Source organism: Planctomicrobium limosum (assembly GCF_051465645.1).
GTDB lineage: Bacteria > Planctomycetota > Planctomycetia > Planctomycetales > Planctomycetaceae > Planctomicrobium.
The window spans coordinates 97,958-123,743 of sequence record NZ_CP195790.1 but is presented as its reverse complement, the minus strand read 5'-3'; the positions used below and the strand labels follow the sequence as shown (position 1 = coordinate 123,743).

Genomic DNA, 25,786 nt, shown 5'->3' with positions numbered 1-25,786 from the left:
CTCGCACGAGATAAGTGGCAACTTTCGAAGCCATCTTCTCCATACAAGCAGACAAGCAGGGCAGGGGATAACAAAACAGCCTCACTCGAAATCGGGTGCGGCTGTTTCAGTTTCGTATTCTGGACTCAATCAGCCCGGCTTAGAACTCGCCTGTCACTTCGCCACCAGCTTTGCTTCCGAGTGCTCCCCAAGTTCCGAATGGACTTGTTGAAGTCACTGAAGTGTAAGATGGGTTCGCCCCAAGATTCCCGGAATCAATGTTATCACTGACGAATCGAATGGCACCGTCTGCCATCAGGATGTGTGCGCCGCCAGTGTGCGAACTCCCGGCTGAGTGGTAGCCGTCCCTGGAATCTGCTGTTGAGGTAAAGTTACATGACGGGGAATTCGGTGGGAGAATCGTATTCATGATGGAGCTGTCTGTTCCACCGTCCGCCCAACGCAGTCCAATTCGCGGCGCAACTGTCACACCGCTGTTATAACGTCCCCCGCTTCCCTGTTGCCGACACAGATTTGGTGTGGCATGGGCAGTCTGAACAACGTTTCCGAAGTCGTTCGCGCTTGTAGGAATTCGACGTTCGCCCATCATGACTGTATTACTGGTTCCGTCAGAAATCGCACCAATACGAGTGCTTGACTGCCAACCGAAGATTCCGCGTGGGCGACGACCGTACGCCTGAACAGTCGTCCCATCGACACCGCCCACATTCGCTGAGTCACCTCCATTGAACATGTAGCTTTTCCGTCCAAAGCGATCCCCGCTGACTCCGATGTGGTCCCCAGCTGATGGGCAGACCAGAAAAGGAAGGGTGGCCAGCCACGGGGTGTATCCGCCGACCCAAGGTTCTGGCCCCATTGCAGGATAGGTCGTCCCGGAAATCGTCAGTGGTGAACTGATCTGATTGTAGAGAGCTGACTGTTCGAGGTAGGGAAGCAAGCCCACCATTCCGCTCAAACGCAGGGAATTTGCAGCCGTCCCACCAGCGCTGTAAGGAAACACGTTGAACACATCGTGGTAGTTATGCAAAGCAAGGCCGAGCTGCTTCAGGTTGTTCTTGCACTGAGAACGTCGGGCCGCTTCACGCGCCTGTTGGACTGCTGGCAGCAACAATGCAATCAGAATCGCGATAATTGCAATCACGACAAGAAGCTCGATCAACGTAAACCCTGACTTCCGCAGCGAACGCCGCGAATCGTGATTCAATTTAGCCATTGTTCTGATGTCCTCTTAATTCAGAATGAGAAAGCAATTCACAGAGTTAAACGCTGGCAATCCGTCGCTTAATAGTTCTGAAAGGCCTCAGCTGGAACCTCGACCGCATGTGCAGAACGACAAAAAGACTTGATCAAATCTGAGCAGGCACAAACGGCACGAACTCCGACCTCACCAGCACATAGAAACTTCACCACCGCGGACAGAAAGCATCATCCGGGGACCAGATTTTCAAATTGAGCCATTGTTCAACAAAATCAACTTTGATGGGTGATCCAATCCGCAACATTCTGGTCCTGTGACGGCCAAAATGGTCAACCTGAATCGCCCACCAGCATCATTTACAGCGGTGCTGCAATATGAAGCAACAATAATACAAATTTACGAAGCACAACAAATAATCGAATGTACATAATCTTCTGTCAACCACATGAGAAATCACAGCCGAATCATCCAGAGTATTTACAACACCCAACACCTTACCAGTACACGCGTTATAGTAAGTTCTACATTTTATTCACGACGCAAAGCAGGAGACTCAAATCGCCACATTCTTATGTCAATTTTCAAGCTGAACTCCCTGACAACAGTCGCTGGAGATATGTCACTACTCTTACGCGAATATCTATCGATGTCATTCTCAAAGTCGTGGAGCTCATTGGGCACGCGGATTCAGCCATCCCCCCATCAGAATGACCGCTGGGCAGCCGCATTACGGATCGCGACCCCGGTCGAGCGAGATTTCGGCCACAGAGCATCACAGAAGAGCATGATCGTCTCAGATGAATAACGCAGGTGAGAGACGTCGCTGTCGCAGACACCAGATGCAAATTGCTTCTGCCAAGGAAGAAGGGCAGGGGATCAAAAGCGAGTTATCGCTGTATTGCAAGAGTTGGTGATTCGCGAGCACATTCCGACAACGGCCAGCGCAAGTTTGGAGTCCAGGAATCAGGCTCTCATGCGGCCGCGCAGAAGGACTCAAGCGGAGACCTTGGACGCGTTTGAAGATTTGGACATCGTCACTTCATTTCCACGGTCATTGTATTTGACGTGATCCATGAAGGTACGCATCAACAGAACGCCGCGACCACAAGGTCGTTCCAGATTTGAAGGATCGGTCGGGTCTGGCAGGATCGCGGGGTTAAACCCCGGGCCTTCGTCTCGAACAGTGTACTCAAGGCCGGACTGACTGATCTTCACATTCACATAGATGCGACGATCCTTATACGGAGACTGCTGAGAGCGCTGTCTTGCCAGTTCGTAAAATCGAAGGTGATCGACTTCGCGAAGCTCACTGCTGACCTCCAGATTGCCATGATAAGACGCATTCAACAACGCCTCTTCCAGAGCCACACCGGTCCGCAATCGATCGTTCTCTGCCAGAACATTCATGTCCCGTAAGACATCTCGAAGATATTCCACCAATGACACGAGTTGGGCAGTGTCGTTCGTTAACACAAACGAGCATTCCATCGTCTGCATATACCCAACAAGCGCCCGCTTTGTTCGCTGTTCTCCTGCAAGAGCAAGAACCTGCTGAACAGTGGGGACCAGGAGAGAAGCGAGTTTCGACTTGGGGACGTAACTGGCGGCCCCATGCTGCAGGGCCTCGACGGCGATTGTTTCGCTCCCCTGAGCCGTCATCAGCACAACAGGAGTCAACGGGAACTCACGACGAACTTCCTGAACAAGATCCAGTCCGTTCATCTCCGGCATCTGCAGGTCGGTCAGAACAACATCAGGCAGGGGATCGGAGCGGTCGTGGATGCGTTGGAGCGCCTGACGTCCGTCTGATGCAAATTCAACCTCCCAGCCGGTCGCTCGTTGCAACAACCCGGCGGCGATTTTTTGATCCATGATCGAATCGTCGACCACCAGAATTCTGACCATGCACGCCTCTGATCAATCAGCACGGAGATCGAACAATACAAACGATCTGCGAGAATCCTCTGATCTCAATTCCTACCTAAAAACACTTTCAAAGTGAATTGAGCCCGGAGACGCCTGAATCTCAACAGGCGCTCCATAGGCTTCAATACGTAATTATAGATCGAACCTGATCAAGTCGACGGACTTTCCACATCACGAATCGGCACATGACGCTTTCGCCCGTCTTCATGCTTCGGCAACCGCACTCGTAACACACCATCCTGCAGAAACGCATCGACCAGGGCGTCCGAGACAGGGCAGGGGAGTGAAATAGATCGGGTAAAGCCACCTAACCGACGTTCTTGTCTATAGTAGCGGCAACTTTCTTCAGGAGCCGGCACCTCCGAATTTCGCTCGCCTGAGATGACCAGATTATTCGCCGTTAAATCGATAGAAACGTCACTCGAGCGATAACCCGGAAGATCAACAATGATTTCTAGATGTGAGTTTTTTTCCACAACATCCACACGCGGAATGGTGTCTGCCCGAAATTGAGGAACAGATTCTCCAAGAATCGACTCGACCAACCCGGTGACCTCATTTCGCAGCGCCCCGAGTGACGGGGGATTAATCCACGACCGGGAGGTCCGTTGTTCGCCCTGACCAGTTGATGTTGAATTGTCCATATTTCACCTCGGCCCCTGATTCCGGCCAAAATCGCTTTTGGCCTTAAAAAATTTAGTCAATCAGTCGAATTGCCACCTGAGATCGCGACACCATGCTCCGCCACACCAGGCAACCTTCACAAATTGCGATTGTCGGCGTAGGCACAGGAGCAGGGGGGCAGACAGAAAACAGGTAACTCTTCAATCGATTATCATACGTGTCGGTTTTCGATGGAGGAATAAGGGACTTTGAATCCTGAACAATTTCCTGATCAGGAAGTCACCTGAGTTATTTCCGATGCGACCAGACGATTCTCCTGTCCACGCCGAGGGCTCTGCCATAAAAACACCGCCGTTTCTCTGGTGAAACCACATCAGAACGGTCATGTGACAAAAAGAACAGGCTCGGGAATAAACCGCGATCCGACGAGGAATTCGGATGGCCAAGGCTTGATTAACTTCTCGATGATCGAAAAAATCGCGAGATCATCAAACTGGATGTGATTGCGCCCAACTGGCGAGGTCACACCAAAAACGCTGAACGGCTTCCTGCGTTTTCATCCACGGTAAGATGTATTGAAGCCTTACAGAGCATCCAGCTCTCAGTTATTGAACCCTGCCCGAAAAAATCGGGCGATGCGCCTCAGGTCACAATCCATGCGACTTTCCTCAGTTGTCCAGGCTCTGAAACCTTCCGCCACAATTGCCGCCGCTGCCAAGGCGAAGGAATTGAAATCGACAGGGATCCACGTCCACGAGTTCACGCTGGGCGAACCGGATTTCCCGACACCTGCACATATCTGTGACGCCGCGAAAAAGGCGATGGACGCTGGCCACACGCACTACACACCAGCCACTGGGATTCCAGAGCTGAAAAAAGCTGTCGTCGCTGCTTACCAGCGCGATTATGGAATCACTTACGACGCAGCTCAGGTGATCATCACCAATGGTGCCAAACACGCGATCCACAACGTGATCGCCTCACTTTGCGGCCCCGGCGACGAAGTCATCATTCCAACACCATATTGGGTGAGCTACAGCGCCCTCGTCGAGTTGACCGGAGCGAAAGCAGTCCTGATCCCGACAACTCAGGAAAGCGGGTTCTGCCTGTCAGCAGAGCAGTTCGAAAAGGCCATCACACCGAACACCCGGTTGCTGATGCTCAACAATCCATGCAATCCAACAGGGTCTTCATACCCCGTTGCGACACTCGAAGCTCTGGCCCAAGTCGCAGTGAAGCACCAGATCCCAGTCCTTTCAGACGAGATCTACGAAAAGCTGCTGTACGGAACGACCGAGTTCCGCTCATTCGCCACTTTGAGCGAAGACGTCAAGAAACTGACGATCACCGTGAGCGGAGTGAGCAAGGCCTACGCGATGACCGGATGGCGAATCGGCTGGACCATCGCTCCAATGGATCTGACGAAAGCCATGAGCAATCTGCAGAGTCAGCAGACCTCAAACCCTTGCAGCATCAGCCAATACGCTGCACTGGAAGCACTCGCCGGTTCACAGGATTGCATCAACGAGATGGTTGCCGAATTCTCAAAGCGCCGCGACTATGTCGTACAGCGTCTGCGAGCAATTCCTGGCCTGAGCTTTGCCGATCCAACTGGAGCGTTTTACGCGTTCTTCAACGTCAGCAGCTACTTTGGAAAAACACTGCCTTGCGGCAAAGTGACCAACAACGCCACCGAATTCTGCGACCTGCTGTTGAGCGAAGGTCACGTCGCGACTGTCTCTGGGGACGATTTCGGGGCACCGGGCTATGTTCGTCTTTCATTCGCGACCAACATCGCCGCACTTGAAGCTGGTTTGAACGCTCTGGAAGCATTCCTCGGCCACAAAAAGGCTTAGTCCACACTCCCGCTGACAGGAGAAATGCCTGCCAACTGGGCACAATTCGACAACCGAACTGACCGCGATCGAAGCAATTTGATCGCGGTCAGTTTCTTTTTCAGGCTCGCCACAGGCTGCAACCCGCCGCCGAGATCTGCATTCTGAAATCTATGTTTGGAAAAACAACGTAATCTGGATCGATCAGGTAGCCATTTCGGCCTTTACCAGTCAGTCAGGCGATTTCTACACTTCCGAAATGGAGTGAGTCTCGGTCTAAAGCAAATTTTGTGTCGATTGTATCTGTCTTTGATACTTCGAAACAAAATTGCCTCCGCTGAAAAGCTGCGGCACGGCCACGGAAAAGACCGAACCGATCTCGCAGGGATCGGAGAAGTTCGGAAGGAGTCGAGTGGTGATTTCGTTAACCTGGTTCGACCTTGTTGCTGTTGGAATTCTGATTTTCTTCACGATGCGAGGAGCAGTGAAGGGGGTCGTTTTTCAGCTGGCAAGCCTGGCAGGAATCGCGCTGTGCTTCATCTTCGCCAACGCCATTTCTCAGGCGGCCGGACCGTACGTTCATCTTGAACCTCCGCTCAACAACTGGGTGATTTTCGCCGCCTCTTACCTAGGCTTTACGTTCATCTGTTATCTCGTCGCCCGAACAATGGATGACTGGCTGCAGAAGAACAAACTGAAAGACTTCGATCGTCACCTCGGGGCAATCTTTGGCCTTGTCAAAGGGGTTGCTCTTGTCCTCGTGCTGACGTTCTTTGTAGTCACGATGTCGGCCTCGGCACGCGAAGCTTTGAAAGGCTCGTACACCGGGAAGTACGCCGCCATCATCATGGACAAGTTACACGCTGTCATGCCGGAGCGATTGCACTCGGCTGTTGAGGACTACATCCACCTGCTGGATGGAGATCATCTCGACCTGGATGCCCACAAGCATGACCATTCCCATGCATCACAAGGGCAGGGGAGTGACTCGCCGTTCGGGCTCCCATCCCCATTTCCCCCGATTCCGAATTCACAAACTTCTGCCCCCTCCCCGATTCCGTTGGGATCAAATTCAAACACGGGTAGCAATTTCTGGACTCAGTTGCAGGGGCTTCTGAGCAACGAATCTCAGCGAGTCGTGAACGAGGCTCTGCAGTCATCCGATCCACAAACGCGAACACAGATCGAACAGGGATTGCAGTCACTGATGAAGTCCGTCCCGGAAAAAGATCGGGCGGCACTTCAACAACAAATCAGTCAGGTCGGAGCATCACAGTTGAAGCAGTTTCTCGACTGGAAACTGAGCACGCTGACAGCACCGATACAGCCGGCTCCGATTCCAACATCCCCGACGAGTCTCCCACAGCCGACCCAGACTCAGATTCCGGGCATGCTGCCGACTGCAAACCTGGCCGCCAAACGAGCTGAACAGATGAGGACCATCGCCGCTGCATATTCTCCAGCGGCAGCGGTTCAGCAAAACATCGAACTCGATATCACCCAACGTACGGCTGGGATTCCAGACAATGTTGTTGTGGCCGCATTGGATGACTGGATTGCAGATCTACAACGGCGAGTTCCTGATCCTGACCCACAGACGACGCAGGTTCATCCGGTCGAGATTCGCATCGTTCGCCAACTTCAGGTTGCTGGCATGCGAGTCGAACAACTCAGCCTCGACGTTCAGCAACGTTTGCGTGGCGTGCAGGCTCCGGCATCCTCATCACAGCAAAACCCACTCTAAGCAGCTCCCGGATGCTGTAGCGTTTCACGAGACACCTGACTCAGGCAGACAGCAACAAAGCTGATCCGAAACAGTGCTCCTGTTGCGCACTGGATCGACTCATGGAACGTGATCGTCTCTCCCGTTGAATCGGTCGCGTTCTATGAATCCTCGTCAGAGCAGGGGAGTGTTCCGCGAGCAAGAACCAGCCAGCTCAAAAAGCTTTCGCCGCCGAGTTCCTGAAGCAACGCGTCTTGGCACACCTGCAAACGTCAGGCTCGGTTGATCGACCTTGCGTCTCCCAAAATCGCAGTCTGACCCCACTGCTTCATTCACTTACATGCGGACGGTCAAACCGGTTCTTAGGTTTCCGCCGACCGCAGGCTTTGGGAAACCAACGCAGAACACGTAGTAGCGAGTGAGACAATCAACTCATAAAGTCCACGTCTTCGCGAAATCCCACCTCAGCTACGCCAGCCTCAATTTCCACAAACTCACTGAGACATCGAATTTCTTCGCCGGCCCCTCAATTCAGACAATTCCGTCGATCGACAACTGATCCTCAAACCAGCCATCTCACCCGATCTGCCTACTCCTCAAAAACCGACAAACCTGAGAGTCGGACAAATCCGGTGAATCCAGACTGATCGCCTTGATCGGATCAACCAGCATTGCGTAAATTCGACGTATCTCATGACCGATGGCGAACCGGAACTATCGCTCGAATTTCACCACTGAAGATGCAACGCAACCAGCGTTCAGGTGGAAAGCAAGTTCCAGCTGTCTTTTTAACGGGGTCGAAGCACGAGACCGACTGAGCCGACGTAGTCCAGCCGCAAGCACCTCCCGCGGTCAACAAACTCCTCAAAGACCATTGAACCGACGAACCAGAACGACTGCTGAAGATTCATCGCGACGTCCGATTACGGTCGCTTCGCAGTCTGTTCGTCTCGTGTCCTGGCTGCTGCTGTTCGTATCCGTTGCGAGCACAACACTCAGAACGTCCGTTACCAGAATCGTGAGAAGCTGCGCTCGCTCACAATTATCTCGGGGCCTCGCATGCCAGCGAGCGTTTCGATGGATCGCCACACGGAGTTCGTCTGAGCCGGTCGCGTCTGACGTCCACATGGACTTCAACGGAATTCGATTTTCACTCCCGCAACAGTCCCCACGAGCCAGTGAAAGTGTGACCGGTTTTCACACGCTCGTAGTTCGCTGCGAGGAACCAACAGAGCAGGCCACATCCCACAAAGCTCAGCGTGATCTGGCGATCGAAATCACATCGTCTTGGTCATCAAACACCGGACATGTTCGAAGCCAAAATTTGCTCGACATCACCAGCCAGAGGCAACAAACACTCCTCCCAACAATCTAAACCAGCCCCACAACCAACGTCCGATAATGTCCGATACGCCAACGGGTTGCGTTGACTTGAATGATCTTGAAGCGGGGCAGAGTGCTTTGTAAACTCTGCCCTAGTGATGCAGCATGCATCAAAAGAAAACCCCGAACGCCGGCAAGCGTTCGAGGTTTGTTTCCACTCAGCGAGCCGGCAAGCTCCTGAGTTGTGATCCGCAACAGAGATAAGCTGTGCAGATGTCTCCAATTCTAGCTGTCAATCAGACCGCACGCAATCCCGACCAGTTTCGGGGCGTGCGGTCTGTTTTTGCTGACGCTCGCAGCTGTTGCGGATCTCCATTTTCTTCATGGGGGTCCAGAATGCAGAAAACAGTCGCTATTGATCGTCGTTCACCTCTTGAACGCAACCTTGATGATGGTTCCGACACGCTGGAAACCATTCAGCATTTCGCTGACAAGCTCGAGCTGTCGATTCCTGACACGCTTGCGGTACTCGTCGAGTCAATGAATCAGCTTGCAGATCTGGATCTGATCAAGCTGCATGCAAAGCGTGATGCGGTCGGCATGTACTTGTATTGCCGCCTGTTTGTCCGCAAGGACAAGCAAGACGACCAACCGGCCGATATCAGTTTTTCGCTTCGCTAGAAACACCACCCGTCGCGGCAGAGCACACCCTTCGATCTCTTTGATCCTCTGTTCGCGACGTTTTCTCACTCGGCACGTTGAGCCCCGAACGCACGGAATCGCGAACGCCTCAACTCATGTGCCTTTCACGCCAGCCAACGCATGAAGCCGCGGCGGCGTTTCTTTGTTCTCTCTCTGATCTTCTCTCTTAAAGGATTGCTTTCGATGACCAAGGAAGAAATTGGCGTCATGTTCATGGACCCCGCACCGCTTCAGATGGTCGGCGTTAACTGTCGACCTGAGCAAAACGGTGGAGGGAACGGGAAGCCGATCAACTACAAACTGCGATACCAGACACCATACGGCGAGATCGTGTCGAAAGTGGATCTGTTGATTTATGACGAGGGGCAAAAGCTCGCGGAACACGAATACGGCGTCCTGCTGACTGTGGTGCCCAGGTACGAAACGCCTTCAGGCCAACAGTACAAGCATGGTTCTTGGTTTCAGTTCGACATCACCGGCGTGGAACGCATGCCCGCTAACTTCGGTAAAGCGGCTCCCGCTAATCCGAAAGCTCCTGCAAGCCACTAAGTAGGTCTGCTAGCCCCTTCTTCCTGTCACCATCATCCCCCGCCACACCTGCCGGGGCGTGATGGTGATGGGAAAAGGGGCGGCCCCCTCTTTCTCGATCCGGATTCTTTTGTTTCGCATCAGGGATCGCAGCGGAAAGCCCGGAATCACGTACTCGTGATGAGGACTTGCAGCGTAGAGCCCGACCCCGAAGGGGGGATGCCCAAAGCCGTTTTAGCTGTGACGTCGAAGCCTAATGACCTTGGCCGCTTATCAATGGCCCGCAGTGGTGTGCGTGACGACAGCTAACAGTGTTTCTAATCAGGGTGTGATCCTTAGCTATAGGATGATCGATCATGAGTGTTTCGTTTAACGTTGCCGAACTTGAAGCCGCCCCACTGGATCCAAAGTTTGCACTGAAGAAAGGCGATAGCGAGCCATGTATCACGCTATCGCCTAATCCACATAATAATCTGAAGGATCTCGCCCCAGTTGCAGGTGTAGATTCGTTTTCGGTAGCGGTTTGGGCATGGTTCAGGGAAGGGTACTTTGAAGAACTCATGGCGGCTCTGGAAGAGCATCAGAAGCAAGCCCGCGAGATTCATAAAGACGTTGCCCTCGACTGGCGGGGAATCACCATCCAGCTGAGTCCTAGCGGCACACCAACCGGCGGCGGTATGCCATTCAAGTTCATTGTGGACGGGATCTATTTCGCTCTCGCTCGCAATGGAAAGCCCGGCAGAAAGCACAACATGATCATTTCCGTAATGGGCGGTGTGATGATGCAACACAGCTGGAGAATCCATTCCGCGTGGTGGGCGGTGCGGAAAATCATTAATGCTCTCGGTGCTGATGTCTCCCGCCACACTCTGAGCCGTGTGGACCTCTTCTCAGATTGTGTCGGCCTGCACGTCAAAAAGTTCCAACCGATCATGAAGCGGGGCGGTTTCGTCTCTCGTTGCCGTTGGGTTGGGCGTTTTAGCGGTGTTGATAAGCACGATATCGCGGAAGCCGTCAAGAAAGGATTTAAGCGGGGCTTTGAAGCCGTAGTGGCTGAACTCCGTAAGCTCTGGGGGCAAGCGGAACTGAAGACGATCACAGAAGCTCTGACACAGGTGGCAGACGGTACGTTCGACCTCGCTGAGTACGGCAAAACGAAGGAAGATTTAGGATACCAGTTCGGCAAAGGTGCCAGCGTCTGCCGCATTTACAATAAGGTTCTGCAGCTGGAGAAATGCCGTCATTCAGAGCGGCTCAAGCCCATGCGTGATGCGTGGGGCGTGGCTGCTGATACGCCTGTGACTCGTGTTGAGTTCCAGTTGCGTTCTGCTCCTCTTCGTCTTCGTGGTATCGAAACTATTGACGATTTTCAAAAGTCTGTGCCGTCTCTGGTCCACGAGTTAACCCATGAATGGATCGTGGGAACCAAGAGCTATGATGGTAAAAACAAAGATCGCCGTGAAATCCATCAGGTGTGGAAGCGGGTCCAAGCCAACTTCCTCGTCGGCTTCCGATTCCGATCAGAAGAACATCAGGCACGACTTGACCGTGTGAAGCCGGAGCCAAAAGACAACGGCTCGCAGCTGGCTCGCATGTCTCTGGGGTTCATTACGTCGGCAGTCGCTCGCACTGTTGGCCCGTGTGAATCGCCCTGGGATCTTCGGGCGACGGTCATTGATCAGCTAGACGACGCGGCCGGTAGGGTAGGGGGCTGGGAAGCCATCCATCCCGATCAAGTCAATCGTGCGTTCCGTTGGCAAAACTCTATCGGCCTCCCGTTCAGCGGGAAATCCAATAAGGCAATTATGGATGCTCTGTTGGGTCGCCTTGATGCAGAACTGAATCAGGAAGCGGAATCCGCTGTTGGTGCGTCGTTCGTTCAGAAATCAATCCTTGCAGGGGCGAACTGATGCAAGGCTACATCGCTCATTTACTCGTACAAGCTGTTGTCGGTCTCCTGACCGCAATTGGCACCGCATTAGCACTAACGTTAGTGCTGATCCTCGTTCGACCTGTTTGTCGGCGAGTGTTTAAAGGGAAGGGGAGTCATGGAAGAAACGACAATACTTAACACGTTCGGTCTGTTCGCATGGCTTCACCTTCAGTTTCTTCTGTTCCATATGGCGTTGTATTTGATGTTCTGGTTCACAGGACCAGCGAAACATCTCAGCGTCTTGAAAGAATGAGTTTTATGAACACTGCAATCGCAAAAGCTGTCTCGTTTGTCCGGTTCTATCTCCCAGTGTTGCTCGTTTTGGGCGGTTTCGCTCTCGGCGTTCCGGCAATGGCACAGGAAAGCGGCCTGACTGTTACCGATGTCGTGCCAGCGGCTGACTTCACCTCAGCGATTACGAACATCGGCACCACTATGGGAACCGTCATCAAAGCCGCCGTCGGTCTCGCTCTCGGTATCTTCATCGTCGGTTTCTTGTACGGAATCGTTCGCAAGTTCGTGAAGAAATAGCCCTTTCCCGTCCGTGATCCTTTAGCCACGGGCGGAGGGCCGGAAGGCCCGGAGCTGAGCCCCCCGCAAGGGGGGCGACCCTCTCACCTCGATACTCCTCTCTCCTCAACTCCCCAGCGTGCTGTCATGGATGACCCGCAAACTCTTGATGCAATCCTGCTCTTGCTGCAAGCCATCAATCGACAACTCTCTGTCATCTGCTTCGCCACTTGTGCGACCAGTGCGGGCATTAGCTTTCAAGTCATCCTATACGCCGCTCGCAATAAGAATTTCTGGGGGTAGGCCGTGCGTTATTTAGCTTTCTTCTGCCTGCTTCTCGCGGCACAAATCTCACACGCTGGTGTTCAAACGCTAGTGATCTATCAGCCTGGGTACTGCGACGATGGCGGCCACTGGATGACGGAACGCAAGTTGCTCCTATGGCCGGATGAAAATCCGGCAGACACTTATCAATTCGTCTTCCGTTTATATGTCCGTTGCGACGGAACAAAGCGGATCACTTATCAATACTCCGGGCAATTTATCGACATTCCGGACCACTATTGGTGGAATCAGTTTCGTCCCGCACTTCTAGCTCTGATCCCTGGTCCGTGCGCAGATTGCCCCAGCGAATGTGATCCCGTTAACACCTCTCTCGTCGGCCTGAATTGCTGCCCATCACCGCAATTCGGTGCAACATATACCGTGGCTCAGAACGAAGACGGATGCGATTACCTCGCCTGCAACACGGCGAATTGCATGACATGCCCGCCACCGCCGTCAACGCCCGAAGGTTCCACGTGTCCTTGTGGGGAAGGGGAGTCCGGTACCGGGACCATTACATATGTTTACGAAAACGGTTGCCCCGTCGGCACCTTTTGCGACGGCTGCGAGCCTTGCCCCGAAGTCACAGGCGACGGCGGAGATTGCATTTATCGCGACGTGGACGGTAGTGATGTTCCCGGCACATACCAACGGGAAACCGGGCCAGACGGTTGCCCTTATTTAGTTTGCAAGGGGACGCCTCCGGGCGGATGTAATGAAGACTATGACGGGAATGGGATCGAAGATGTACTGGAAGGCAATCCCTACCGTGAGATGGATGAGGGGGCTGATTGCGAATGCGAAAACGGTGATGCTGGGACCGTCAAATGGGAAAACAACGGATTCGGCTGTCTCGTCCCCAGCTGTGACTGCAAGTGTGAGGATAAAGATAAAGACGATTGTTGCGATGATGAAGACCCCGACCCGAACGATAAGGATGTGAACTGTAATTCGTGCGAGTTCAAGATCCCTGAGAAGATTGCAGCGATTAAAGCTCTCTTCCTCGCGAAGATCCCCGCCACTTCATCGACTCAGACAAGTCAGTACGAATTCGAGTTCGATCTCGGGGCAACTCCCATATACCTCTTTGGGCGGCCTGTCGCCTTCGGAGAACGTTTCGGCGGTGACCTGAGCGATCTGCAAATGTGGATCGGATCACGCGATTCTGGCGGTACGGATGAGGAGGGCAATCCGACTCGCCCTACGAACCACGAAGTCTTTAATTGGTTCGGCGAACGTCGGACCGAATTCCGCAACCTCCTTTCTCTGATTGCCTATGCGTTCGGCCTGCGAGCCATCCTGTTTGCGATCTTCGACCCATCACGGTGACCTATGGAAATGTTGCTTAGTCTGTTGGCGGAAGAAGAGTCATGGACGGACTGGCTCAACCCGAAAAAGTGGCTCGACACATTTATCAAGTCCGTCTTTAAAGGTGTCAAACGGTTCTTCTGCTGGGTCATCCTGCAAGGGCTCGATTGGGCCACGTCTCTGGCCCAAATCTTGGCAGGGTTCCTGCCGACTATGCCGGATGTCTTCGTGCAGTTGGCTCCGTGGTTCGCCCAGGTCAATGCGTGGATACCGATTGACACTTTTCTGTGGTGCTTTGTGACTTATTTAACAGTGTGTGCTTCGATTGCCGCACTGCGTTTTGTGAAGTCTTGGATTCCAACATTAGGAGGTTAATACATGGCGAGCCGTCCGCAATTGGAGTGCGTGATCGGAGAGAGCGGGGCAGGGAAGTCACTTTACGTTTCGGCGTTTCTGTGTGTCTCTTTTCTGCGGGATGAAGCTGGTGACTACTGGCACAATCTTCCGCTTAAACCAGAAGGACTTGCCAAGCTCTCAGGCAAGTCAGTTGAGGAAGTCGAACGCCGATTGAAGCTGATTCCAGCGTCAGAATTGCAACTCTGGATCAAGGAAGAATCCGGCCCGTGGGACTTCTTCAAAGATAGAGACATCAAAGGGGCTCACGTCGCGATCGATGAAGCTCATCGCTACTTCGGCAAGAAACACAGCAAGCAACATCTGGCGAAACTCGGTGAATGGACTGGTGGACTGCGGCACTCTGGAGCAACCGCCCAACTGATCACACAGCACGAATTTAAGCTGGCGACCGATGCCAGAAATGAGGCAGGGGTTCAGACGCGAATTTATTCGCCGAACCAGTTGCGGGAACCGCTGACCGGTGCCAAGTGGTACGACTGTTTGCAGATCATGGCGAAGATTCGCCGCAAGAAAGTCGGCCTGACGGTTGTCAGAGAAGGGGTCCAGCAGGGGAAATCCGCCCGGGATTTCAAGAGCGACAACAGCCAGTACATCTTTCATCGCCGGGAGCATTACGAGTGCTATGACTCGTACAACACCATTGAAGCGGAAGGGCAGGGGGACGGTTCGCAGAACCGACCGAAGGAAGAGTGGGAACGATACAGCTGGCCTCGTCTGATCGTTTGGTATCTCGACCGCAACATTTGGCCAACGCTGCTGCGGGTTTCAATCGTTTCACTGGTTCTCTGGCTCTTTGCGTTTGGCGGTCTCGGTTGGATTGTGGATTCGCTGTTTTACTCCGCATCGTCCACGTTCGGAGTACTCGCCTCAGATCCGGCATCACCGGAAGCGAGAACGAAGTCAGGCAGACCGGCAACGCTGAATGCTCGTGATCCGCAACCAACGATGGCGGCACTTCCGGAAGACAAGGCGAAGCTCGAAGAACTCGCCAGAACAAATCAATTCCTCGCTGGACACTTAGCCAAGGCATCCGAATATGCGGAATCTCTTACGTCTCTTGTCGGTGTTGTCCGTGATCGGGCATATTTCTCAGACGGTTCAAATGTTGGAGTTGGAGAAAAGATATCGTACGGCAAGTTTGCAGGGCTTGCGGTTGAAGAGATCGACGCGAAGGCGGGCGTGGTCAAAATTGCTGGGGAAAACGTCCTGCGTGTTGGCGTTCTTAGTCCTCGGCAACATCAGCGGCTGCGCAACTGGATCTCAGAGATCGAAGCCGGTCCCGGTGAGTCCTCCCCAGGTGCAATTCCCGGAACCCGGTCACTCCATCCCGTCCCTGACCGAAATCTACAAAGCGGCCCCGGCCCCAGTGATCCAGCGGGAAGTCAAGGAAGCTGGAGACCGACACGTAACGGCGTCCCTCAATCAAATGCCATTACGCCAATTCCAGAAACTCCTCGCCGATCAATTCGATATCTGCGTGGGGGCGGCACAGGACTTGGCGGAACTGACAGTGACAGCCGACTTCAGGGAAACACCACTCCGAACAGCCCTGACAACAGTGGCCCGCCAGTTGGGGGCGGAACTGATCGAGATTAAATCCGTTTACTTCCTCGGAACTCCGAAGCCTGAAGACAAGGTGGTTTTAGTTCGTAAGGTTCGCCGGTTGAACGAAGAACAGGTAACAGCGGCCGTTGGTGGGTTCCTGAGTCCTGAAGGAACCATGTTCGCCAGTCCTGATGGTCTCGTGGTTGTTGGCGACCGACTCGAAATCGTTGAGCGAGTACTTGATGTCTTTGACCGTCTCGAAACCTCTCCGAGTGTGACGTGGTGCGTGCAGCTGCACATTATTTCCATGTCGGATAAAGACCTCATGGATTTCGGACTCGATGTGAACCCTGCTCTCGAACTCGCGGCCGGTTACGCGAACCTGAGCAATGTCACACGTGATCTGGCCGCTGGTGCAATTCAAGGCATCAGAGGGGAGGGCGGTTCCTCAGTCGCTGATGTATCGCTCACGGCAGTCCTTCGAGCAACCCGCGAACGTTCGACGATGCGGATCATCTCCGATCCGGTTTTCACGTGCGTTGATGGCAGTGACACTACAGTGACAAAGGGCCTGCGAATTCCCGTCCGCAACTCTGTGATCACCGGCCAGAACGGCAACGTCGCCAACAACGTCCGTTACGTGCAAACCGGTTTGGAGGCAACTGCGTCCGTCCGGGAACTCTCTGAAAATGTTGGCCGTCTGTCGCTCAAACTGAATGTCAGCGACGTTCAGGGGATCGACCGCGAACTGGGGCCGACAACTGACGATCAGGGGCTGACCTGTCAGACGGATGTTGAGACCGGTGGCGTTTATTTGCTCGGTGGACTTCGTCGCGGAAAACAAGAGCAGGGGAGTGGTGCCCTGCTCACCCTGGGCAAAACGAAAAACAAAGAAGCTGATGTTTGGCTGATCTTTGCGAAGTGTTACAGAATCAAGAAAGGACTCTGAAATGTGGTTTGAACTCACCAGCGGATTTTTCTACGCCTGCGGATTCGCCCCCGTCTTTTGCCTCTGCTATGCAGCCATGAAACTCGCTGAAGATCGATATCGTCAACCGACAGAACGTGACATGTTCGATCTGGAAACCGAATCCTACGATCGGGGGTTTCAGGACGGAAAAGACGATCAGGTGAGATCGGAAGTTCTGAGAATCCTTGACGAATCGATTGACCGCAAATTGTCTGAACTGGCATCCCGCCGAATGGAAAAGACGGAAGTCTGACGTAAGGAAGAACCGGACTTTTCCATTCGATCCGGATGAACTGACAACAGAAAGACGGTAAGATGAATCACTCAACGATTCTCTGCCGTCTTTTGTTATTTGAGGGCCAATGATGATTTTACGACTGGCAACGGTGATTCTCGCTCTGACAACATTCGCCCAGGTGCGTGCAGCTGACAAAGTCATGCTGCAACCGCAGCTCGCCCGCGAAGCTGCGGCATGGAACGCATTCAAGCTCTCCGGAACTGAAGCTCAGAAACAAGCACGCTGGGAAACTGCCGTTGAAGATTTCCAGAAACAGTTCGGCAAGGTGTCAGTCAAGATCGATGGATTTGTTTCTGAGGTCAAGTTTCTGCCTCAATACAACATGGCACACATCAAGTATCGATCGCCAGCGGCAAAGGCATTTTCCAAGTTGGTTCTCACACCGCAGGCTGCAATCCTCAGTCTGCAATGCACGTCTGATGAAGCACTGAGCCTTCGGGTCGGTGATCGTGTTCAGATCTTGGCTGATCTGGTGTACGTCAAAGAATCAGACATTAAGTACCCGCATGCTCTCGTTGCCTTCTACAGGGTGAACGCAACACGTTCGAGTGGTCCAAATCTCTATCGACTGGAGGGCCGTCTATTCGCCTCGACGTACACCGCCGAAATCGGCAAGCTCAAGCTGAACTACAAAGCAACACCAACTGGAGACTGACATGGGAAAGCACCGCCATCGCGGTGCAAGGAGGCTCGGAATCATTGGCTCGAAGGAACGTTTGAGATGTCAGGTCTGCAATCGTCCATTGCTGCACATGTACGGGGCAGGTAGGAGACGCGAGACATGCTCACTGAAATGTCGTCAGCAACTGTTCAGAGACCGTCAACGGGTGGAAAAATTCTTGAAAAATAATTTGCACCGTAACGGAAATAAAACGCTTCTTTTGAAGCATCGCGAAATCGCAAGTGCTTTCCTCGTCTTGCTTTTGGACCTACTGCAACGTCCGATAATGTCCGTTATGTTCATTTTCGACGTAGATCAGGGTCTGGCGGGAGCGATTTCTGGCTGCTTGGTCATGTCGTGGTCCGTCCCACTCATTTCCAAGAGAGTTGCGCCGGGAGACTTTGAGCACATTGACATGCCCAATGCGGAATCAATGTCGAACGAGAGCTTCAATTCACACCCATCCAACTTCGGACGACTCTCAATTCACAATCCGAATTTTAGAGTGATTTCTTCCCGAAGCTGAATTACGAAATTCAACGCGAATCGCAAACGGGCGTCCCAACCAACGATCCATTTGTCGAGCGATCATTGATCGCCGCAGAGGAGATTTTCAGAAGCTCGTTCTCTGAATCTCCCCTGTTTCAAAAGCAGCGCGCATAAAAAAATGGAGAGCGAATCTCGCTCTCCATTTCATCTTCAGCCTGAATAAATTTTCAAACGGCGATTGCCCAAATCTGACGTTTGAAGTTGCACTATGCCTCTTGAGCGATCACCGCTTCTTCGAACTCGCCGATCTTACGGAACTTTCCGTACCGACGATCGAGCAGCTGATCCTGTGGCAGGTCGGTCAATTTCTTCAAAGCATCTGACAGCGACGCTTTCAACAACGTCGCCATTTTCCGGTGGTCGCGATGAGCGCCGCCAAGTGGTTCATCAATCACTTCGTCCACAATTCCAAACTTCAGCAGGTCACTGGATGTGAACCTGAGCGACTTGGCCGCTTTGTCTGCATGCTTGGCGTGCTTCCACAGAATGCTGGCACAGCCTTCAGGGCTGATCACCGAATAATAGGCGAAACGCAGAATCGCAACGTGATCGCCAATCCCGATCCCCAAAGCTCCGCCGCTGCCGCCTTCGCCGATGACAACGCAAACGACGGGCACATTGACCCGACTCATTTCGCGCAGGTTGTACGCAATCTGGTAAGCCTGGCCACGTTCTTCGGCCTCGATTCCCGGGTAGGCACCAGCCGTATCGATCAGGCAAATGATTGGCAGATTGTACTTTGCGGCCATCTGCATCTTGGAAAGAGCTTTTCGATAGCCCTCTGGATGCGCCATCCCGTAATTGTGCTCAAGTCGCTCTTCGAGATTTCGCCCCTTTTGCTGGGCAATCAGCATCACTTTTCTGTCGTCCAGCTTGGCGAAACCGGTGAGAATCGCCCGATCGTCGCCGAACGCTTTATCGCCATGCAACTCCACGAACTCGTCGAACACAAGCTCAATATAGTCCAGTGATTGCGGACGAGACTCGTGACGGGCAACCTGAACGATTTCCCATGGCCCGAGTTGCTCATAAATCTCACGTCGCAGCTTCGTCAGTTCCGTTCGCATATTGCGAATGGATTCAAGAATTGCTGCGGTTGGATTGGGCTGGGCCTCCAGCGTTTCGAGCTGCTTTTCCAAATCGACAATTGGCCGCTCGAACGGCAAAGGGATTGGGGCTGACATGACTTATTTATACCTTAAGCAAATTGCGAATTGGTCGATATGCTTTCGCCATTCCGGCCCCTTGCAATCACAAGGATGCCTTGGTTTATGGCAACGTTGCAGCCAAACACCGGCTCTGAACCTGTTTGCACCGCAACGCAATTGAGGACGGACTCACACTGGCCAGCAGCAGCCCGACGGGCTTGCGGAATCGATCCGGCCGCTTCCAGTCAAAATCCACTCAAGCAAATGTCTTCAGCAGAATTCGAGCATCGCCCGACCCCGGCTGTCAGATGCAAACTTTACCCAGCAACGAACTTCAGGGAAAGACCGCCTGACCGTTGCCGACTGGACGAGACAAAAATCGCCCCGCCAGAACGGCCTAGTCATTTAAAGAGCCCGCGGTCAAGCTCTCCAAAAACTTGAACGCGTTCCTAAACCTTTTCCAGCATATAGGTTACTCAATGTCGAAGTCATCAATCGACGCCATGGGAGCTTCCTCCTGCGGCGGTGATTGAGGAGCTGGCGGTGGACTGGCTGGCACTGGTGGTCGCGGCACCTGCTGCTGCGGAGCCTGCCCGGGAATCGGTCCCATTCCCGGTGGAAATGCTCCCGGCATCCCAAATCCCGGTTGCGGAGGCATCCCTGGCGGCATTCCCGGCTGTGGCATTCCCCCTGGCATCTGCATCCCGGGAGGTGGCATCATCGGCATCCCCGGCGGCATCCCCGGCGGCATGCCTTGTGGTGGCATCCCCTGAGGTGGCATCCCCTGAGGTGGCATGCCCGGCATCTGCATTCCCGGGTATCCCGGAAACGGCATCTGGGGCATCCCAGGGTGCATCGGATAGCCCTGCATTGGCATTCCGGGCTGCATGGGGTAGCCAGGTGGCATCCCATAACCAGGCATAGGCATCCCCGGAAATGGAGCAAATTGCGGCGGCGCTTGAGGCGGAGCGGCAGCGACAACGGGCTTCGCTGTCGGTTTCGCTGCTGGCTTCTCTTCTGGAAGCACAACCTTTGGCTTGGGCCTTGGAGGAAGTACGTCACCGGACGCTGTCCGCTCTGCATCGCGGCGACTATTCAATCGATCGTTCTGTGTCTGAGCATCCGATGCAGCAAACTTCAGTTGCATCTTGCGTGCGTGCTCAATCGGGTCCTCATGGAAGAGATTCAGATTGCGAATCTCTGCATACACTTCCTGCATGTTTGCATGTCGATCTTTAGGAAACTTCGACATCATCTTGGCGACCATTTTGTCCGCTTCCGGTGTGATGTTCTTATCGAGCATCGATGGTGGCGGAGCATGATCGCGAACATGCATGATCAACAATTCGTTGGGATTCCCGTGCCGGAATGGAGGGTGTCCGACGAGCATTTCAAAGAACATCACTCCCAGACTGTAGATATCCACAGACGGCGTAATCACCTCGCGGCGAATCAATTCCGGAGCCAGATACGTTCTGGTCCCCTGAATGACGATGTTCTGTTTTTTCTTCAGAGCGTGTGTCACGATACTCCCTGCCCGGCCTGCCAGAGAGAAGTCAATCAGACGAACTTCGCCTCCTTTGGTCAGCATGACGTTATCTGGTTTCACATCTTTGTGAATCCACTTCTTGTCATGCATGTAGCCAATGGCTTGAGACATGCATTCCATGACCCGTTTGGCTTTGGCCTGCACCTGAGCATGCTCATTGCGGATCATCGTCTTCAGATTGCCACCGCGGAAATACTCCATGACAAGATAGCCATGCTTCCGCGTGAACTTCGATTCCAGGACGCGAATGATATTCGGATGCTCAAGAGACTTGGCGATACTCGCTTCGTGCTTGAGCGAGTTCTTCATCTCAGGGTCTTTAAACGCTTCCGGCAAAAGGATCTTCATTGCCAGTGATTGCGTCGTCCCGGTCTTCCTGACTTCCCAGATTTGCGTCGCGCTTCCGGTAGAAATGCAGTTGATCAGTTCGTAGTCGTCAATTGTTTCTGTGTCGGCCACGATGAAGCCTTTGAGATATCTAGCCGGCTGAAGTGGTCAGGATATTCTGAGCAGAATATTTCGATTGGACGTTCTTTTATTTTAGGCAACAGAACGCAGGAAATGAAGATAACAACGGTCTTTCCGATCGCGAAAAGTCTTCCGGTCTCAGAACCACTGTCTCCATCGGCTTCTCAGGCGGGAGGTGAGCTCCCACACTTTTGCAGCCGAATCCTGAATCCATCTCCATATCGATCGGCGAAAGCTGACACATGTAACGAGTTAAGAACCGGGCGAACCGAAGATTTTGGATTTTCGACGACTGGGGCATCAAAACCGCCTACGACACTCTGCTCTGGCGCCATTCGACATTCCACCCCAGAGCAATTCCAGAAATCATTCAGCGTTTCAGGCTCTCGGGATTCAGTATTTTCAGTAAATGCGACTGCTGCGCGGCCAGCTTCCAGACCGAACCGGGTCTAGAACAGCGGTGTTGGCCGATTCGTTTCAGAACAGCTCGTGAATCTCTTTATGACCGAAGTCCACGAGCGGAAACGGGCGCCCTGCTGGACCGGGGAGATGCGTCTCGAGTTTCATCCCGAGGCTGCGGTAAATTGTCGCAACCACATCCCCAGGCCCGACTGGACGATCTGCCGGAACTCCACCGATCGGATCACTCGCTCCGACAATGCGTCCCCCCTGCACTCCGCCTCCGGCAAAGTAGACAGTGAAACACTGCGGCCAATGGTCGCGCCCACCGGCGGGGTTCACTCTTGGGGTCCGTCCAAACTCGGCCAGATTGCAGACGAGCGTGGAATCAAGCATTCCTCGATCAACAAGATCTCCAATGAGAGCGGAATACGCCTGATCGTACATTGGACAGACGTTTTGCTTCATTCCTTCAATCGAAGTGAACGGTTTTGAACCGTGTATATCCCACGTAATCTCATCGAAGACGGTGAGAAATGTGTTGATGGTCACAAATCGCACACCAGCCTCGATCAGTCGTCTGGCGAGAAGGCAACACTGCCCGAATCGGTTCATTCCATAACGTTCACGGGTATCTGCTGACTCTTCATTCAGGTCAAATGCCTTGCGTGCCTGCGGACTGCTCATCATCCGAAACGCCGCATCGAAATTCTGATTGAGCATCTGTGCCGATTCGGTCGCTTCGAAACTGGAGATTGCGTTATCCACAACCTCGCGCATTTGACGGCGACGCTCCATGCGTGCCTCTCCGATCCCGGCCGGCGGCAGCAGATCAGGAACCTTGAAGTTGGGCTGAGACGGATCGGCATTCAATGCAAACGGGTCGTGTGCTTTCCCAAGAAAACCACCTGCCTGACCGTTTGGAAGGTTCCCCCCTCCCCTGCCCATCAATTCTGGCAAAACCACAAACGGAGGAAGATCGGATTTCCGGCCTTTCAAATAACTGACAACGGCTCCGGCATGGGGAGAATTGACGCCGCCAGCAAACATGCGTCCAGTCTGCAGCATCTGCCAACCGGCATCATGTACTGCTGCTCCGGTGTGATGGCATGAACGGACGAGCGAAAACTTGTCTGCAATCTTCGCGTGACCGGGAAGCAATTCGCTGATCTGGATTCCCGGAGCAACGGTATCAATCGGACGAAAAGGCCCTCGAACTTCCGCAGCCGCCTGCGGCTTCATATCGAAAAGATCAATATGGCTCGGGGCGCCAAGATTAAAAATCATGATGCAGGAACGATTATCCTGCCCGTCTTTCACCTGCCCTGCCTCTTTCGCAGCGAGATACTGCGGCAAGCCAAGCCCAATGGCTCCCAATGCTCCGACCTGCAGAAAATCGCGACGAGTGACTCCATTGCAGGTATGCGCCTGACCCCGACCAGTCAATGACAGCATTGATTCGCACCTCGGCTGGGAAGATCTGATTGCTGCAGAACAGGATCAAAATGACCTGCCCCACACGATCACATTCTAACCAAGACGCATCAACACATGCCAACCCAAACACGTAACGGAGCGTAACGCGATCGGACTATCTGAAGAAACTTGCAAGGGAGACCAACGAAGCCGCTGCCCCGATCACAATCACCCCGCAACCGAGAACGACTGCCATCACCCCACGAATCGGGGGGACATGGCGATTCACGACAAACTCGCGTCGCTGAATAGCCCGCCAGCCAAAATAGACAATGACCAGTCCAATCGGGATCACCAGTCCGCGAAAAATCTGGTCGTCTAACCGACTCACCTGGGCCAGAAGCGAATTCATCACAAAGAAACCTTCCAGAGCAAATTAGCTCGCAGGCGTTTTTACAGCCTTCTTCGCGAAGACCCCTCTCAGCAGCGATGCCAGACAACCGGCAAGGCACATCACCGCGAACCAGTCTCCCCAACTGACATATAGACTCGTCCGAGGATCGAGTGGAACGTCCGCAACGAGAGCACAGTTCAGCTGTTTATAGAATCGCCCTGACCGCGGGTCGCGAACAGACTTTCGTTGCGGCAGATCATCGCCGGGGCCGTTCCCGCCATCGATAAATTCATCCGGCTCGCGAACGACGCCGTCCCCATCAATGATCGCCGAGATTCCTGTATTCACAGCACGGACGAGTGGAGTTCGGGTCTCGACCGCACGAAATGACGAGGTGATAAGATGCTGTTCGAGTTCGCTGGAGCCATGAAACCAGCCGTCGTTCGTCAGATTCACCAGGACCTGAGACTGCTCTGCCCCGTTCACATTGGCGGACGCCGCAATTCTTCGAACCAGATGCGGGACAGTATCTTCGAAGCAGATCGTCGGGATCAGCTGCCAGTCTTTGTACCGGAAGACGTGCGCCTCGGTTCCGCGATCAATTCCGAACTTCCCACGAAACGGCGTCAAAGCCTGAAGAAACGGGACGGAATCACGCAGTGGAATATACTCACCAAATGGAACACGATGGATTTTGTCATAGCGATTGACGACTCCCACTCCCGGCTGAACCATGACTGCCGAGTTGTAAATCGCCGAATCGGTCGGACGCCCTGCGAACGTACTAAGTCCAATAATCAATGCCGCGTTGCTCATATCAGCAAGGTCGGTCAACGCCTGCTGAGACTGGTTGCCACGCCAGAGGTCTAACGGAATCTCAGGGACGTTCGCCTTGAGCTGCTCATCTGTGACACCCTTCTCTGGAACGTACATTCCATAAGGGAACATCCCTTCCGGCCAGACAATCACGTCAGGCGATTCGCCAACGGTCATCCCTGTCAGGTGCCGATGTGTCATGAAGATTTCGCGGGGATCGTCCCGATCATTCCGCACCGACGCCACGAAGTTTCCCTGAATCAATGCGATTCGCGGACCACGCGGGAATGTCTCGCCGCTGCGCCGAGCAACTCCATAAACATGACTTAGCAAGACGACTGCAAAGGCGGCCCCTGCCCCGATCCACTTTGCCTTCACGGAGAGCGAAAGGGCCGATTCTCCATCGCGTTTCCACACCAGTTGCCACGTCTCAAGCCATCGTACGGGCACAAACAGAGCCAGACTTGCGTTCGCAAGAACGACAACAAAGCTCACCAGATAGGCCCCGCTGAGGTCACTGATCTGAATCAGTTCAATCCAGCGATACTGAGTATGTCCGATGTAATACCAGCTGAATCCGGTGAAGAGATAGGCTCGCACATATTCCAGCCCCGTCCAGATGACAGGCGCCGCGAGAATCAAAGGGACCTTGATCTGATGAACAGCAACCCGCATCAACCAGAGGAATCCAACCCAATAGAATCCCAGATACAGAGCCATCGCCACTAATGCGATGTACATCGTCGGATCACCTAACCGCATCCATTGCAGAGTGATTAACCAGTAAACCACCCCGACCGCATATGTGCTGCGATACATCCAGCAGGTCGACAGTTCAGGGCGAACCAGTTGCAATAGCGGGACGAGACAGACCCAGGCGAGCGGCCCCAGATCAACTGGCGGGAATGAAAGCCAGCTCAGAAATGCAGTCGCCAGCAAAAACAACAGTGTTGAGAACGCACCGGGGCGACTTCGTTGTCCACGAGAGATAATCGCAGCCACCCGTTGTACCTGCTCACCTGGTGGCGAAACTGACTCAGGCGCTGGATCATCCGTGACCGAAGCGTTCATGCCCTCTCAACCTTCCTGAACCTGAAATGCCTGCTCAGCAGCAGGCCTGATGGAGTAATGAAATCGCTCTGAATCGCATATTTAACCGGAACGAATCGTCACAGACCATAGTGCTGCTCTGACTTTCAGGCAACCCGAAGCAGAATCCCCT

The 25,786-nt window shown here is 53.5% G+C and carries 20 protein-coding genes; 12 read left to right on the top strand and 8 right to left on the bottom strand.

What is annotated here, in order from left to right; genetic code table 11:
• Nucleotides 1-139: 139 nt before the first annotated feature.
• From SH527x_RS00450 to SH527x_RS00440, 3 genes are all read right to left on the bottom strand, one after another.
• Nucleotides 140-1,213 carry a DUF1559 domain-containing protein gene (locus tag SH527x_RS00450; RefSeq protein WP_437192689.1) on the bottom strand — a complete coding sequence of 358 codons (1,074 nt, stop codon included), beginning with the start codon at nt 1,211-1,213 and terminating at the stop codon, nt 140-142.
• Nucleotides 1,214-2,191: 978 nt separating this feature from the next.
• Nucleotides 2,192-3,103, bottom strand: coding sequence for a response regulator (locus SH527x_RS00445; RefSeq protein WP_437192688.1), 912 nt, complete (start codon nt 3,101-3,103; stop codon nt 2,192-2,194).
• Nucleotides 3,104-3,273: 170 nt separating this feature from the next.
• Nucleotides 3,274-3,768 carry an Hsp20/alpha crystallin family protein gene (locus SH527x_RS00440; RefSeq protein ID WP_437192687.1) on the bottom strand — a complete coding sequence of 165 codons (495 nt, stop codon included), beginning with the start codon at nt 3,766-3,768 and terminating at the stop codon, nt 3,274-3,276.
• 636 nt (nt 3,769-4,404) lie between these two features.
• Between SH527x_RS00440 and SH527x_RS00435 the strand changes: the two genes are divergently transcribed.
• The 12 genes from SH527x_RS00435 (at nt 4,405) to SH527x_RS00380 (ending at nt 17,819) form a co-directional block, all read left to right on the top strand.
• On the top strand, nt 4,405-5,604 hold the full coding sequence (locus SH527x_RS00435; RefSeq protein WP_437192686.1) for a pyridoxal phosphate-dependent aminotransferase: 1,200 nt from the start codon (nt 4,405-4,407) through the stop codon (nt 5,602-5,604).
• Between the two features lie 394 nt (nt 5,605-5,998).
• Entirely contained in the window at nt 5,999-7,327 is a 1,329-nt protein-coding gene (locus SH527x_RS00430) for a CvpA family protein (protein ID WP_437192685.1), read from the top strand.
• A 1,698-nt stretch (nt 7,328-9,025) separates the two neighbouring features.
• Nucleotides 9,026-9,310 carry a hypothetical protein gene (locus tag SH527x_RS00425; protein WP_437192684.1) on the top strand — a complete coding sequence of 95 codons (285 nt, stop codon included), beginning with the start codon at nt 9,026-9,028 and terminating at the stop codon, nt 9,308-9,310.
• A gap of 204 nt (nt 9,311-9,514) precedes the next feature.
• Nucleotides 9,515-9,880 carry a hypothetical protein gene (locus SH527x_RS00420; RefSeq protein ID WP_437192683.1) on the top strand — a complete coding sequence of 122 codons (366 nt, stop codon included), beginning with the start codon at nt 9,515-9,517 and terminating at the stop codon, nt 9,878-9,880.
• Between the two features lie 335 nt (nt 9,881-10,215).
• Entirely contained in the window at nt 10,216-11,769 is a 1,554-nt protein-coding gene (locus tag SH527x_RS00415) for a hypothetical protein (RefSeq protein ID WP_437192682.1), read from the top strand.
• Nucleotides 11,770-12,050: 281 nt separating this feature from the next.
• The gene (locus tag SH527x_RS00410) at nt 12,051-12,323 is read left to right on the top strand and encodes a hypothetical protein (protein ID WP_437192681.1); all 273 of its coding nucleotides are present in this window, start codon (nt 12,051-12,053) and stop codon (nt 12,321-12,323) included.
• A 285-nt stretch (nt 12,324-12,608) separates the two neighbouring features.
• Complete coding sequence (locus SH527x_RS00405) at nt 12,609-13,955, top strand: hypothetical protein (protein ID WP_437192680.1); 1,347 nt, start codon at nt 12,609-12,611, stop codon at nt 13,953-13,955.
• A 3-nt stretch (nt 13,956-13,958) separates the two neighbouring features.
• On the top strand, nt 13,959-14,309 hold the full coding sequence (locus tag SH527x_RS00400) for a hypothetical protein (RefSeq protein WP_437192679.1): 351 nt from the start codon (nt 13,959-13,961) through the stop codon (nt 14,307-14,309).
• A 3-nt stretch (nt 14,310-14,312) separates the two neighbouring features.
• Nucleotides 14,313-15,947 carry a zonular occludens toxin domain-containing protein gene (locus SH527x_RS00395; protein WP_437192678.1) on the top strand — a complete coding sequence of 545 codons (1,635 nt, stop codon included), beginning with the start codon at nt 14,313-14,315 and terminating at the stop codon, nt 15,945-15,947.
• Nucleotides 15,910-16,845 (top strand): hypothetical protein, encoded by a 936-nt coding sequence (locus tag SH527x_RS00390; RefSeq protein ID WP_437192677.1) that lies wholly within the window; start codon nt 15,910-15,912, stop codon nt 16,843-16,845. The genes SH527x_RS00395 and SH527x_RS00390 overlap by 38 nt, the downstream gene beginning before the upstream one ends.
• 1 nt (nt 16,846) lies before the next feature.
• Nucleotides 16,847-17,119 (top strand): hypothetical protein, encoded by a 273-nt coding sequence (locus SH527x_RS00385; RefSeq protein WP_437192676.1) that lies wholly within the window; start codon nt 16,847-16,849, stop codon nt 17,117-17,119.
• A 109-nt stretch (nt 17,120-17,228) separates the two neighbouring features.
• On the top strand, nt 17,229-17,819 hold the full coding sequence (locus SH527x_RS00380; protein WP_437192675.1) for a hypothetical protein: 591 nt from the start codon (nt 17,229-17,231) through the stop codon (nt 17,817-17,819).
• Nucleotides 17,820-18,580: 761 nt separating this feature from the next.
• Here the strand turns inward: SH527x_RS00380 and SH527x_RS00375 are convergent.
• From SH527x_RS00375 to lnt, 5 genes are all read right to left on the bottom strand, one after another.
• Nucleotides 18,581-19,558: an acetyl-CoA carboxylase carboxyltransferase subunit alpha gene (locus tag SH527x_RS00375; protein ID WP_437192674.1), complete on the bottom strand. Its 978-nt coding sequence runs from the start codon at nt 19,556-19,558 to the stop codon at nt 18,581-18,583.
• 436 nt (nt 19,559-19,994) lie between these two features.
• Nucleotides 19,995-21,530, bottom strand: coding sequence for a protein kinase domain-containing protein (locus SH527x_RS00370; RefSeq protein WP_437192673.1), 1,536 nt, complete (start codon nt 21,528-21,530; stop codon nt 19,995-19,997).
• 486 nt (nt 21,531-22,016) lie between these two features.
• Entirely contained in the window at nt 22,017-23,393 is a 1,377-nt protein-coding gene (locus SH527x_RS00365) for a DUF1501 domain-containing protein (protein WP_437192672.1), read from the bottom strand.
• Nucleotides 23,394-23,529: 136 nt separating this feature from the next.
• Entirely contained in the window at nt 23,530-23,766 is a 237-nt protein-coding gene (locus SH527x_RS00360; protein ID WP_437192671.1) for a hypothetical protein, read from the bottom strand.
• Between the two features lie 24 nt (nt 23,767-23,790).
• Complete coding sequence (lnt, locus tag SH527x_RS00355) at nt 23,791-25,635, bottom strand: apolipoprotein N-acyltransferase (RefSeq protein ID WP_437192670.1); 1,845 nt, start codon at nt 25,633-25,635, stop codon at nt 23,791-23,793.
• Nucleotides 25,636-25,786: the final 151 nt, after the last annotated feature.